Annotated in this window: 10 protein-coding genes; 7 read left to right on the top strand and 3 right to left on the bottom strand. The window is 57.3% G+C overall.

Annotated elements, in window-relative coordinates; all coding sequences use genetic code 11:
* The first annotated feature begins 8 nt into the window (after positions 1-8).
* Both WT26_RS22060 and WT26_RS22055 read left to right on the top strand, forming a co-directional pair.
* The gene (locus WT26_RS22060) at positions 9-1,187 is read left to right on the top strand and encodes a hypothetical protein (RefSeq protein ID WP_059961656.1); all 1,179 of its coding nucleotides are present in this window, start codon (positions 9-11) and stop codon (positions 1,185-1,187) included.
* Positions 1,184-3,421, top strand: coding sequence for a hypothetical protein (locus tag WT26_RS22055; protein ID WP_069270857.1), 2,238 nt, complete (start codon positions 1,184-1,186; stop codon positions 3,419-3,421). Before WT26_RS22060 ends, WT26_RS22055 begins: the two co-directional genes overlap by 4 nt.
* Before the next feature lie 51 nt (positions 3,422-3,472).
* On the opposite strand, the gene WT26_RS22050 is transcribed toward WT26_RS22055, so the two are convergent.
* From WT26_RS22050 to WT26_RS22045, 3 genes are all read right to left on the bottom strand, one after another.
* Entirely contained in the window at positions 3,473-4,120 is a 648-nt protein-coding gene (locus tag WT26_RS22050) for an HAD domain-containing protein (RefSeq protein WP_230461707.1), read from the bottom strand.
* Between the two features lie 51 nt (positions 4,121-4,171).
* Positions 4,172-4,489 carry a helix-turn-helix domain-containing protein gene (locus WT26_RS36130; protein ID WP_071759683.1) on the bottom strand — a complete coding sequence of 106 codons (318 nt, stop codon included), beginning with the start codon at positions 4,487-4,489 and terminating at the stop codon, positions 4,172-4,174.
* A 378-nt stretch (positions 4,490-4,867) separates the two neighbouring features.
* A complete protein-coding gene (locus WT26_RS22045) occupies positions 4,868-5,386 on the bottom strand; it encodes a DUF6471 domain-containing protein (RefSeq protein WP_155123170.1) in 519 nt (172 codons plus the stop codon).
* 1,086 nt (positions 5,387-6,472) lie between these two features.
* On the opposite strand from WT26_RS22045, the gene WT26_RS22040 reads away from it, so the two are divergent.
* The 5 genes from WT26_RS22040 to WT26_RS37490 all read left to right on the top strand — a co-directional run bounded on the left by WT26_RS22040 (position 6,473) and on the right by WT26_RS37490 (position 13,941).
* Positions 6,473-7,681, top strand: a complete 1,209-nt coding sequence (locus tag WT26_RS22040; RefSeq protein ID WP_143134619.1) for a hypothetical protein — start codon at positions 6,473-6,475, stop codon at positions 7,679-7,681.
* Positions 7,682-8,157: 476 nt separating this feature from the next.
* Positions 8,158-9,300: a TnsD family Tn7-like transposition protein gene (locus WT26_RS36125; RefSeq protein WP_196222181.1), complete on the top strand. Its 1,143-nt coding sequence runs from the start codon at positions 8,158-8,160 to the stop codon at positions 9,298-9,300.
* Positions 9,239-10,597, top strand: coding sequence for a TniQ family protein (locus tag WT26_RS37495; RefSeq protein WP_069273946.1), 1,359 nt, complete (start codon positions 9,239-9,241; stop codon positions 10,595-10,597). The genes WT26_RS36125 and WT26_RS37495 overlap by 62 nt, the downstream gene beginning before the upstream one ends.
* A gap of 1 nt (position 10,598) precedes the next feature.
* A complete protein-coding gene (locus WT26_RS22025; RefSeq protein ID WP_155123168.1) occupies positions 10,599-11,558 on the top strand; it encodes a TnsA endonuclease N-terminal domain-containing protein in 960 nt (319 codons plus the stop codon).
* Between the two features lie 10 nt (positions 11,559-11,568).
* Positions 11,569-13,941, top strand: a complete 2,373-nt coding sequence (locus tag WT26_RS37490) for a hypothetical protein (protein WP_155123167.1) — start codon at positions 11,569-11,571, stop codon at positions 13,939-13,941.
* Positions 13,942-14,016: the final 75 nt, after the last annotated feature.

The raw sequence follows: 14,016 nt of genomic DNA, 5'->3' as shown, positions 1-14,016 counted from the left end.
TTTTCTCTATGATTTCGTTCCAGCAGACCGTCAGCCTCCGCGAGATTGAAGCCGCGTACGATGAAGCGGTCCGCGATTCGATTTTGCGGATTCCACTCTCCCTTCGGTATGGCGGTGCTGTTGGCGTCCCATCGGCGTTGATGCAGTATGTCGCGACGTGGTCGCGCCTTCAGGCGAATTCCGCGCTTCGACTGTACGGACACGTTGACAGCAATCCGATGGAGGCCCTGGCGCAAGAGCCTCACGGGCTGGTATCCACATATTTCGCCGGCTCAGTCGAAGTGCCGGGACGTGAAGACCCGTTATCGACACGGGAGGCACTGTCGTTTGGTGTCGGCAGAATCCAGGCCATGCAGGAGAGTCAGTTCCGCGACACGATGCGCGGTAGAGGGGTCTTCCTCTGTTGCTTTGCACGGGCGAAGAACGAATATCTCCTTCCGTTCTATAACCGGCCGCAGCCCGGCGCGCTGCGCTCGCGAGCGGATTTCGTTTGGCTCACCTCGAAGATAATCACTGCAATCGCGCCCGCGGCGGAATGGAAGGTTTCCGAGGAAGCCAATACCTCGATTGGGACGTTGATATACGAGCTCTTCAAGAACACCGATGAGCACGCCACCGTCGACGAGGACGGGAAGCCGTATGTCAGAAACGTACGGGCACTCATGGCAAAGTTCATTTCCTATGACCGAGATGCTCAATACGAGCAGGTGGTCTCCGACGACGCGGTATTTAGCGAATACCTCGCAGAGCATTCTGCGGCTCACGCCGCGGCGGCGCCCGGCGGGGATTCCCCTCTCCAACGCACGTCGTTTTTAGAGTTGACGGTGCTCGACACCGGGCCCGGTCTCGTCCGTCGCTGGATGTCACGATACGGTGCGCCGCCTACAGGAGCTCTTTCCATTGACGAAGAGGTCGACATCGTTAAGCGTTGTTTCGCTCTGCACGCGACAACGAAGGGCACGAATGCGAGCGGTGGTGGGCTTACCTACGTACTCAAGACGCTGAGCGAGTTGAACGCATATCTTCGACTCCGCACGGGACGGATTTGCCTCGTCCAGGATTTTTCGAACACACCCGCCGGCGCATTCGAGCCAACGCATTGGCTTGAAGACCAGAGAGAACTGAGCCACACCGCAGGCGCGTCGTACTCCATTGTTATTCCCATGACGACGGCGGTGTCGCGATGAAGGGCTTTTTTGCGTTTGATTGGGTACCCGAAAGCAGTTCGCCGGTCCGAAACTTCCATTTCCTCTTCAAACCACCAGGCACGTTCAACGTAGCAAACCTGGCCGATGCCATTGAGGCCGGCTTGCAAGGCATCAATCCGCCGGACGTGGTCGCCATCATCTGCGAGACAGAGGAAGCCGCTGAGGTCAAGAAGGCGTTCGAGCAACCGCTGCTCGTCCAGGCTTCGAACCGTACGTCGAACAAAGTTTGTCTTTGTATCTGCTCATTTGGCCACGACGGGACCATCAAGCAGGTGGATGCGCTCACCAACCCGGTTGCCGACCTTGAACGGTTGTTCCGCGGCCAGACCGCAGCCATCCGGACCGCGGGTCTCAAAGAACTGTTTTCGGCCAGGCACGTCTCCGTCGTTGCGCCGCCGGGCTTTACTTTCGTCAAACCATCTCAAAAGCGCTCGACGCACTTCTTGCGCGCCGAAGAAGCGTTGACCGAAGTTGAGGGAGTCCAGTTCCTCGCGTTCGCCCTGCTCGAAAAGCTCTGCAATCGCGCCCTGAAAGTTGGGGCGAAACTCGATGTGATTTTCGTCGACACGATGGGAATTGCTGCGGTGGCCTACGCGCTGCGTGACATGTACTGCACGTTGTTCGGCGTTGCAAAGCCTCGCGTGGTCACATTCCATTCGCACGAAGGGATAGACAAAATCGATGCGCCGCTTCATGGCACGTCGTTCACGCTCATCTCGGCATCATCGTCGATGAATCTGGAGCGCGACTGGAAACAGAAGGTGAAATGCGACGCCACCGAAGTCGTCACGCTTCTGACGCTGGTCGACGCGAAGGACGCCACGGATGCTCTCTTTGCACTTCCGGCTCCGACAGGCCTCGATGGCAGACCGCACCATAAGCACCTGAAGGACCTGCCAATCGTCGGCGAGCGCTTCGCTCCAGAAGACTTGTTGCCGAAGTCCGTCCTGCTCCGAAAGAAGCAACATCGACTGCAAGATGTCTCTGATTTATGTAAGGCCTACGGTCTGAACGGCGCGCTCGCCGTTCAAGCTCGCGGCCCAATTCCAACCGCCAAAGTCCGCCCCATTTATCTCGATGGACGGAAGCTGATGGGTAACCTCGGCTTCAGGAATTTCGCCGACAAGCTGGTGAGTCAGCAGACCCCCGCATCGGTGAGCGCCATCGTCTATCAAGATGATGAAGCGTCGCGTGAGATTGCGGAATACTGTGCCAAGAAGCTGCGGGAGGTCATGCATCGAGCGACTCCGCTCACTCTGGTAAGCGATGCCGAAATCGAATCTGGTGACGCCAAGCTGGATGGTACCGCCGGGATTCTGGTGGTTGCAGCGGTGGTCGGGCGTGGCACGCGCCTGCTTTCGATAAGCCGTGACTTACGCGACGTCCACTCGGGCGCGCGCACCTACTTCATTGGGGTCCAGATTGCGGAGACCGCAGCCCAGCTCTCTGCACTTCCGTTGAATCTGAAACACTCGGCTTCCGGGGCAGAAATCAGAATCGAGAGATTCAATGGCGTCGCCGTTGGGCAAGGTATCGAAGAATCGTTCCAGGAAGAGTTACAGGCGCTGCGAAACATTCAACGGCGGTTGGGTGACCCTTTCGCTGCGCGCCTAGAGCGGCTTGCCGGCTCCGCGGACGGCTTGGGGAACGCGGTCTTCATGCCGCGCGATGACAGTCTCGTTACGGATATGCGACTCCGTCCTGATTTCGCGTACTGGGACGGCTTCTACGAGGAAGAGCAAGACACAAACGCTGCTGTTCTGGCGACGGCCGGCGCGCTTCTCCAGAATGCCAGAGAGGGGAAAAAATTTACGAGTGAAAGCGACCGGCTCGCCACCGACGCATTCCAGCAAGTCATCCTCAATCCAGAGAACTTTACGCGGTACAACGATGGCGCAATCCAAGCAGCACTCTTGCGCTGCGCGCGCCCCAGCGAGCTGGACTACTCGCGAGAAGCGAGCGCCAGTCAGTTCATGCTGGACCTGCTGGCAAACATCTTCGAGCAGCACAACCGGCGACAAGGCGAGGCAGCGTGCGAGTTTGCGTTCGCGCTGTACACACGCAAATTGCGCCTCCAGCAACAGCACCTTGATGAGCTGAAGGCTCGCATTCAGCCAAAGCTGGAAGGCTCCACCCACAAGCTTCGCCTGCTCCGAATCCTGTTTGAATTTGACGCGATGCCGGCAAGCGATACCCTTCCCGACGAGTTCTGAACGGGGCATCGTCAGAGTCATCGCCAGCTCACATGGGTGACTAACGCCGCGCTACCTCTTGCTCGAGCTTTGCACTTCGGCCAGCCAGTCTCGAATTCGCTGTTGCGCCTCCTCATCTCCAATACCGCGCTGACCGTCAAGCAGGACGAGATGCGGCTCCAAGTTGAGAACGTTCGTGTTCAGGTGATATGCACCGTAAACCGAATCGTCAATCGCGAGCCAGTTTTTGAGACGGTGCCCAAATACGTACGAGCGAATGATGTATGTCCGCGCGGAGCCGTCCTGCACGTAACCGAAACGTGGCTTGATACCCTGAGTTGTCCCGACTACCCGCTTAGCAAGCGGTGGCGGCAGATATGACAAGACCGTTTCGAAAGGCAACGTGTCGAGCCATGAAGTGGTCAGAACAATTTCAACCTGGGGATAAGGGTCAAGCAGGCTGGCCAGGAGAGGAGCAAATTCGAATAGCGGATTCCCCGTATCGAGTGACACGTGTCCACTTTCATCAAGCAACGCATGGCCACGATGGAGCGCTCCGTCATAATCAACAAAAAGGGTTGGTGTCGGTTGGTCCAGGACCAGTACCTGCGGCTTTAACTCTTTGCGCATGGCATAGGCCTCCGATTTCAGGATTGAGCAATCGAAAACGGACATTAGGACCGGCACATTTCTATCACTTTCCGTATCGAGCCCAAACATTGGCCGCGTCCGCCCATCCACAGTGAACCATTGGGCGCAACCGAGTTCTTATCACATCGCTTGTGATGGAGGTTTGCGTCGACGCTTACTCGCGCGCTGCCTCGGACTCGCGTTTCTCGTCATCATCAAAGGATTGACCGTTGGAACCGGGGCAATCAACTCGAGCCAGGACTCGCGGCCTAAGGTGCGTACGACTTCGATAAGCGTGTGCAACGACGAACCCTTTCCGCTTTCAAGGTTTCGCAGCGAACGTACGCTAATACCCGCTCGTGCCGCAAGGGTCATTTGGTCGAGGTTTCGATGGAGGCGGAGCGCTTTCAAGCTTTCACCCAGTTCGACCTCCCACTCCTGTACCGTTCGGCTGCGCATTGTCAACCTCCCCGACATGAAGCATCGCACTGCTAACGTGCGAAATTACAAGCAAATTTTTGCCTATAAAAGTAAAGAGCGCCGTGTAACAGGCGAAATTTTGCCGCTTGTTGCGAGCGTGCATCTCTTTCTCCGCTCAGTCACGTCAAGAACCGTTGGCAACCTCTCCATCACGCCCCGTGGTTTCCCTGTTCCCTAGACGAGCGAAAACGCCCACGAGCGAATCCCCCACCCCCTGATTACCGAAGGCTCTTAGAGCGCACTGGCCAGTCCGGTGGGAAAGCACCGCCCCATCGCTCCCTACAAATAAGTATGAAATACTTCCGATTTCATTCTAGGAGACGCAATCAGAACGGCAAACGGATAGTTGAAGACGGCTCACAAGGAGCGCTCAGCCGCTGCGCCACGAGCAACCGCGACCAGGTCGTCGTAGTCGATGTATCGGTCAAGGCTCAAGCTGCCGAGCGCCACAACGCACTGGAGAAATTCGGGGAGCGAAATAGTCCCCTGTTCGATATGCAAAGCAAGTGTCTTCTCGCTCAGACTCGCGCCGAGTTGCACCATTCTTAGGGCAAGGTCGCCCACGGACACGGTTGGATGTCTAGCGCGTTCCGCGTCCAAGACCGCTGCCGCACGAGCCTCCCAGCTATCCTCCAACGATAGCGCATCGAGCCAGAGTCGTGGTGTTGTGGAATGCGTGACATGCAAAATTTGGAGCAACAGCGAGAACTTCACTCGACCACGCATCACTCGAAGCGCAAGTGACCGCTCATTTTCCTCAACGCCCACGGATTCCAGAGCTTTCGCGAGTTCTGCGTACCCCATGCCCTTCCGCGCGAGGATGACCCGCACAACACGCGCTGCCATATCTGCCCAAGATATATCAACTTGACTCACAAGGCTCCTTGTAATCGTGCGACGGCGAGCTAAACTAAAGCGAAGTAAAAGTCACCAAAAATGAAGCGAATCCATGCTGCCGGACGACAGCGAAAGAAGGGGCGACATCGGATGATTGTACTGTGCCGCAGCTTGGCGATGACGACGGCTGCAGCGCGAACATCATGACCCGGCAGACAGGGCGCACGGAGCAACTCTGAGCCGCGCCTTGAGCGAGCGAATCAAATGAAGATGAGGTGCCAGAACGGCAAAGGAAATGCAAAGACGAGCAAAAACGCGCACATATGTTGCTGTGCGAGATTGCTCAATGTAGAATATCTTTGAATATTATCGTGTAAAACCGCATTTGTCAACTAACACCACCTGACATTTTGCGGTTTGCACTTTGTGCACAGTTACCACAAATTGAGTTTTTCGCCGCACCGCAGGAGCCACGCGGCATGGCCACAGATTCGTCACCCAGGAGGTCTTAGCGCAGTACCAAGCTTACAAATGAAAAACGGGGCAAAGGGAATGCCGTCCCGATGCCCCGCCTTGTGGCGAACCCCGAAAAGGGACCCCACGCGTAATACGCGCGCGTACGGTCTCACATGGGGTTCGCTTTGTCAACCCTTGCCTGCTTACTTTGCAGGCTCAGGGGGAAGACACGCGCCCCCTGATTTTGTGTGAGAACCCTATGAACACGCCCTTCGAAAGTGGCGTCGCTGGCGCCAGCACGGCGTCACCCAATCCATTTTTCGTGGCTGCACCGGTCTCTCCTGGCTGGTTTGCTAGCGTCGCCACGAGCACTCGCCCCCTCCGGGCCCTCGTCACTAGCGACCGCCCAGCGCCCGGTGCACAACACCTCGCGCTCGCCGGGCTTGAGCCGGGTCGAGTCCTGTTCGCAGTCGTGCCCAGCACACAATTCCGTCTAGGTGTCCCATCGTCGTATAGCCCGCATGCTCGCGACCAAGTCACGTGGGGTGCCGCGTGATGGCGACCGTAGACGGAATCGTCGACGAGGTCCTGGATTCTGCCCCGGGAAAGGTAAGCAAGCGCAATCCTACACTCGACTACACGCCTGTTTGGCGTGGGTATGACGACGCAATGGAGCAGCTGACCTTTGACCCCGCACGGACGAAATCTGGCCTGATGGAATCCGACGGAACAGCAAACTTCGCGACAGACGCCCAGGCACGCCTCGTCCAGGCGCTCGTTACGAACATCACCCACAGTCGCCTGGAACGTAATCCAGCGGACCCGCTATTCCAGGCCCGGCTGTACGACGCCGCCAGCTTCATCGCCGATTCAGAAGACGCACACGGACGGCGCACCGACTCCAAGGTCGTCGATGTCCCAACATCAGGTGCACGGGGCCTTTGGGTGTCCATACCTGCAGATATGGGGGAGCAGGCTTTAGTCGACGCAGTGCAGCGGGTCATAGGAACAAGCGCTCATCGGTTCTACGTAGACGCCCAGGCAGGCGGGCGATTTGACGTAAGCATTGTGAGGTCGTTGACTGTTCCTTTCCCTGAGACAGGTTCTCCGCGCAGCTTCATTGACACTCTGCTCAAAAAAATGGACTCCGTGGTGAATGACGGCTCGTCGACGCACCGGACCGGGCCGTTCCACCGAAACTGGGACGACTTTGCCAACGCGATGAGTAGCTTGGCAATCCAACACAATCTCGGTGCGCTCCTTGTCCCTAACCTGACGGCCAAGGCTGTCAGAGGAAGTGCTGCAGGAGTGCTGCTCAGCGCTCTCGCAAGATTCACAGAGCTGTCCGGCATTCCAGTTGTCTGCTTCGGTACGCCGGGCGCCACGGCTGAGATTTACACGCACGGCAAAGCGCTCAACTCTCTACGGAACAAGGGCGCGGTAAGCATCACCGCATTCCGGCTCGATGAAGCCCAGTGGTTCATGTGGGCTGAGTACCTGTGGGACAACTACTTCGCTTTTTCATTTCGGCATCCCACGCCGGATTGGTTTCCAGCTGAGCTCTGGCGCCTCACAACCGGCCTCACTGAGCTGGCGACAAAGCTATCAGTCTATGTCTACAGCCTGCGAGAAATTGAGCCGGAAGAAGAACTCACCCAACAGTTGCTTTCGTCATATGCAGACGTTGCTCTCCAACTGGACATCGGGCCCCTGACAGCATTGCGCCTCACCCAAGGAGGCAAGTTCTCCACCTGTGGACAGGGCCCCGCCCGACTATACGCAGACTGGATTCCTCTCGAATCCGCGCTGGCGATGGCACTTTCAGTAGATGGTATGCCTCTCAGCATAGCGCTGGCGAGCATGAGGAAAGCAACATGACGCGCTTGATGCTCTTCCCGGCCGTACCTCGTGAAACTGTGACCAGCATAGCTGCAATGGTCTCGCAAACGACCACATCAAAGGAAGCCAAGGAAATCAGCCACCTCGGAAATCGACGAGGTCTGCTCCTGTACAGCACACTCCCGTGTCGAGCTCAGCGCTTCTGTGACGTCACCCAGAATGCATATGGTGACGCTATGGAGGTCTTGGCCAAACACACGTTGCTCTCGTACGGCACATGCGGGATGTCCTTGGAGATGGCCGAGGCAGCGACACGCAACATCGCTCGTGGCTCCGCGTCGAGGACCATGTTCCCCCGATTACTACCAGGAGTCGAGTCGGGAAACCGCTTCGGCCTGCGCTGCCCAGAGTGCACTGACCAATTGCCTGGCGGTCGTACCCGCCAAGCCTCCCTTTGCGCTCACTGTATTCCGTATGTAACTCGTTGCCCATGGCATGGCTGCCGCCTGGTCTGCATGCACGAATCCAGCACGCTCGAGATACTCATGTCGAGCACGGGAGGGCATGCACGAGCTGACAACTCACTCCGCTACGCTCAGCTTTCGTGCTCGGTGAGCGAGGTCATGCCGCGTGAACCGCTCTGGCCGAAGACGTTCGGATTGCTGCACGAGAAAGGGTACGTGACCGAGCGCGGCGCGCTTCGAATGGAGCGACTGCACCGGGACTTCAAAAAGCTGTTCTCCGCAGGGTTCGAAGACGAAAGGCTCACGCATCTAGTGACCGACACAAGTGCTCTCGACTTGTGCCTTCAGGCCGTACGCCAGAGTGGCCGCGCAGCACCTGCGCCGATTCTCGTGCTCATCTACTGCACTGCCTGCGACGTAGAGGCTCTCTCGCATCTGCCGGCCCCATATTCTGCAAAACGGCCGAAATCAGAGGTCGATGGCGACCAGCGAGACCGCTACCGTGCTCAGTGGCTCGCACACATCGGCGAGCATCCCGAGATGACGCGAACCCAATTGCGCAAGTCCATGCCGGCTGCGTGGACCTGGCTGCATCGTCATGACGATGAATGGCTCAGCTCTAACCAACTTCCGAAGCGCCGACCTCACGGAGGCCGGATTCAACGCGAGCTTCCGTCCTTCCTGACGAGCGCCATCGCCCACAGCCAGGTCGACAGGCGCGAGCACACCGGCGGTCGCGAGCCGCTCCCGTCCGCGTACCAATTCCGCCTCGCATACGGCATGGGTGACTTCCTCTTCGGTCGCATCACCGCGAAGTCGACAGCTGTCGGCACCGTAGCGCAGTTGCCGGGACGCAAGGAAGTATTCGTCCGCCGACGCGTGCAGCACGCAATCGAACAGCTTGCGCGCCAAAACAAACCGCTCGACATCGCCACTGTCGCGCGTGCAGCACGACTGCGCATCGCGACCGTCCGAGCCTTCAGCTTCAACATCGAATCCTCACCGCATGACGTCACGAAAGCTCCATCGCCCGGCCCTTGGCCTGTCCATCGTCAAGGGAGAGCTGTTCCCGCTGTATCTACGGAGACTCAGAGCTGTATCCAAACACAACCTATCACCGACGAACGTGTGGATGCTCCCCAGCCGCATGGGGCCGGTCATACAACTGCTGGGAGGAAACGTCGGCTCAGTTGAGGATGTCATCCAACACAACATGTTGATACCTCTTGCATCGCGGTTCATTCCTCCGGAGGACACCAAAAGCATCATGTCGCACTTTATTGATGGCCCCAAGCAGGGGCTTGCATCGAAGGTAGGAATGGCAGGCCCAACCTCTGGTTGGGCCAAACATCGCCTCCTCCGCTGCCCCAAATGCCTCGAAGAAGACATTGGCTGTTGCGGCAGGCCCTTCTGGCGTCGCGACCACCTGCTGCCCGGCATCTTGTTCTGCGGAAAGCATCAGATGCCGTTACATGTACCATGCGACGATTGTTTGAACTACACGGTATTCCCTGAACGCACGTTGCATGCAGGACACCACTGTGGCTGCGGCCTCAAGCCTTTGCCGGAAGCAACTCGGCTAACAGACGCAAAGGCGGAAGCAGAAATCGGCCTGGCACGTGTCGCATCACTTCTCATTGAGTCTGACTACCTCCCGAACTTCGACTACCGTCGCGTCGCTGATGAAATCAACCTCAGCGCTGTCGACCTCGGCCTGGTCCAAGGGGGAGAATTTCGGCCCGCACTGGCGAGGGAATATTTCTCGAACTCTCCGTTCAGCGCCCTCCTCTCAAGAACGGGAATCTTTCGCTCGGATGCCGACACCCTGAGCGAAATCTTCAAGGGGCGTCGTTGCATTCGCCATCCCATCACCGCGATTGCAGTGCTCAAGTCGCTTGCTGGCGGATGGGGCCAAGTGGAAGACCGAATGAGAGGCTTCGTTCGTGACCTTGCAAACTTGCCGGTGCAAGACGTCCCGAAGACTCCGGGTTACCCCCAAAAAAGTACGCAGGGGCGTTTCATTTACTACGCGAAATGGTACAGCCAGCTAAGCGTCGAGCACCCCGAGCTGAACCACGCCAGGCTGATGGGCCTCTTGCCGGGGGCGGCAAAAAAACACCTGACCAAAAAGAGGCTAGAAAGCGCCGGATTTGATACTCCGACTACCACCAACGATACGCGGCTCGCCGGAGAGCTGATTGTCCATATCGAACAGCGGTCGCGTCATCTCCGAGCGACAGGGTATCAGCGGCGCATCACCAAAACCGCGCTCTTGAGTACTTTTCACCGCCCCAAAGTATTCAGTCAGAGAGGGATGACCGAAAGGCTCATCGACGCCTGGGAGACGCTGGAACGAAACACCGAAGACCCCGCCGCGTGGCGTGAACGGTTGAAGTCGAGAAACGCCGCGTCGAAGGCAACACGCACCGCCACTCAACGCCCACATGGGTCGAAAGCCAGCACATCCACCACAGTCGACCAGGAGGACTGATATGACGATGCGACCGGTCTACGCAAGCTACGGAAATCGCAAATCCAAGCTGAAGTCAGCACTCGGCACTGCTGCAATGGAATGGAACGACCCCAACTTCGAGTACGACGAGGGTGTCCAACCCATCGTCACACCCGAACAGAAGAAGGGATTTCACATCTTCGATTTGAAGCCCCCTTACCCCGCGCCTTCGCAAATTTTGCTTCCATCACACGACGCGTTTGGGTGGCCACACGGAAACGAGTACACGCCACTGCTCAAAGCTCGTACCCCTTCGATGAGCACGCGAGCAGTGATGCCAGGATTCAAGCTGGACCGGCTGCATCAAGCGCTCTCGATGGCCGAGCTACGCGTCATGACGAAGCTGGCACTTCATCCAGGCGTCCTCGACTTCCGAGAGCAATACGGCATCGTCGACCGCAAAGCATTCTGGCGTGCTGAAGCGGCCAAGACGCGTATGCAGCGCTCCAAGCTGATGACCATCGACGTCATTGTGACCTACGCCAACCCGCTCGACTTTAGCCTGAAGTATCACGGAATTTCCATCAAGGCACGGGGGTACACCCCGACCGAGCAGGAGTTGCGTCGCGAAGCGCGCGAGCGAGACGCGATGGCCGAACGGGGTTGGACATGGGAGCTCATCATCGGTGACGAAGTCTCCATCGTCGAGTTTGGCAACTTGCGGCTCATCTACGGCTTGTCAGCCCATCGAAACATCGCCTCTCTGTATGGCGCTGCCGAGCAGTTTTCCAAAGTAGTCATACGATGTAGCAATCGAGGCAGCCTCGACGCGGTCTTACTGCGGGTCGCTCGGAACACCGGCATCAGTCTCGACGACGCATACGTCAGGTTCAGTGCCGCGGTCACATACGGCTTTCTCAAGGTCGACCACCGCTATGACCTTCGACCGGCGAACCGTCTCGAACTCATCCGCGACAGCCGTCGCACGAATCAGGATTAATAGCTTGGCCATGTCCACACAAACTGGAGAAGGCGGTGACGTCGCGCCGCTGTCGAAACTGAGGCCGCGAGTAGCCGATGCGGCCACCATTCTGCGGCTACGGCAACTCGAAGAAGAATGGCCCAAGGGCCTAGTCCGATTCGACCTGTTCAAGCATCGAGATGACGAGACCGCGCGCTATCGAGCAATATGTTGGAATCCTATCGACAGGCAGCTTCATGTTCTGAAGCTTGTCGCGAAAGGTTCCCCGGAGGGTCCCGGTGACTGGAGTGCCTGGTCAGCCGATGCTCCTGATTCTCCGCTGCGAGGCATCAGGCGTATCGAAGAGAACGTCGTTCCAGCGTATATGAAGCTGCCGTTAGATATGCTGCCTGATAGTTTGAGGAAGGCACGCAACGGATTCGCGCGGCGCCTGCAAATTCTCCAAGCATTTTGCATGCTTGATGTGGGTGGTAACGGCAACCCTGCCGATTTCGTCTTCAACGACCTGGTGGTCACAGACCGCGCCGCGCGTCTCGAAGCGCTAGATTTCGTCATCTCCGCATTGCGCGTGCAGCGAGGCTATAGCAGCTACATACAAAAGCTGTTCCACCAACACTGCCATTTCAATGGTCACGAGAACTCGATGCTCGCCCAACACAGCGAAAAGGGGAAGACCGGACCTCGACCAAATCTGGCGAACAAACCAGGAGCGTTGAGCAAGGAGGAATTGCGGGACAAATGGAAGTGCGAAGCGACGGGTAAGCCTAGGAAGCTCCGACGCAAACCCGTAAGCGATGAAGATAGAGCGAAGTTTCTGGGCGTTCTCGAACGCTACTGGGTAAAGAAGGGTTGGCCCTTCACAAAAACGTATAACCAGCTCATCAAGGAACACTATGCAGGGGTCGATGAGCGTCTGAATCCAACCTACGACACCTTTTGCAGGGTCGCGAATGAAAATCTGATTCCGTTGCACAACCTGTTGGCGCGTCGAAATGGAAGCAACATCCACCAAAAGCATTTCGCACCACTCTCCGGTACGGCTACCGACTACACGCAAGGTAAGTTCGAAACAGTCGATGTTGACGGGTGGGTTCCCAAGGTCGGTGTCCGGGTCAAAGTCCAACGTAGGTGGAAAAATATTTCCGTGCGGGTTCTGTTCGCCGTCTCTCGCAACTCGCGCGCAGTTCTTGGAATTGAACCGATTCTGACCGGGGAGAATGCAATTGCATATCGAAGGTGCATCGCTTCCTGCTACCTGGACAAATCCAGGATTGCCACGGAATTCAACCTTGCCTCGTCAGACGGATTGCTGCACGGGAACATTGACGGTGTTTTCGTCGATAACGGAGCAGGTCCCTCCAAAGATAACATCAGAATCGCGTGCAGTGTGATGCGACTTTGGTTCGAGACGGCCCCGCCGGCATCTGGTCAGAAAAAATCCGTTGTCGAGAGTCTCAATGAGCTGATGGTCCAAGCTTTAGTGGATTCCCCGAGCGGATACACTCGAAAAAAAGACCCTCTTAGCACAGAGAAACGTAGGAAAGCGATTTTGACTCGGGGCGTTTCGCTTCGACAATTCCTCGCCTCATTGTACGAAGCAGTGCGGCAGCACAACCTTACGGCTTACCGACCGCGTCTTCGTAATCACGAAGACTTCATTGAGGGCGCAGCGAGCACGCCGAAGGACATCTTCGTCTCGCAACAAGCAGAGCGCAGGGGAGATGCAAGGAGGCAGTGGTCGGAGAGGGAAATCCTCTCCCGGTTCATTGACTGGGAGTCGCGCACGGTGCGATGCGGTCTAGTACATTTCCACGGGCTCCGTTATGAATCTGCTCCACTCAAAGCCCTCGCGGAAGAACATGCCGGCCTCCGCCCGGAAGCAAGAGAGAAATTGGTGGTCTTGGTAAAGCGATTCACCGCAGACCCGCACCACCTCATTTGGAAGCATACCTTAGGAGACGAAGAAAAATTGCTGACCATCATCCCTGAGGACATCCGGCGAGTTCAGAACTTGTCGTGGCAGGAGTTCTACCTGACCCAACACGCCGACACTGTTCTCAAGAATGAAAGCGAAAGCAAGAGGCGGAAATCTAAACGACGGGTGACAGCCGAGCAGCATAAAGTGATTGCCGAAGCCGAGCGCACCCGTGCGGCTAACGGAGACATCCACGACCTTGCAGGAACCTCCGTCGCAAACGCGAAAGCACTCGGGATTATTCAGCATGAGCGCGCCTGGGAGGACCGTGAAGCCGCGGCACTGGGCCTCGAAAAGCGGAACGCGATGCCAGCCGTCCCCGTACCGCCGCGGGTATCGAGTTCGGTCAACGATTCATACGCAGCCCGGTACCGCGCAAGAAGGGCCGCCATCAAGGAAGCCACCGCCGAATCGCCGGAAAGATAGGATGCTTAGATTTGTGGCACAGCTGGGTATCGTTTTCTGACCAATGGACGGTACTGCTGTCCGAAGCCCTGGTAT

This window comes from Burkholderia cepacia, assembly GCF_001718835.1.
GTDB lineage: Bacteria > Pseudomonadota > Gammaproteobacteria > Burkholderiales > Burkholderiaceae > Burkholderia > Burkholderia cepacia_F.
Note: the sequence above shows the minus strand (reverse complement) of the source record. Positions and strands in the feature narration are given on the sequence as shown.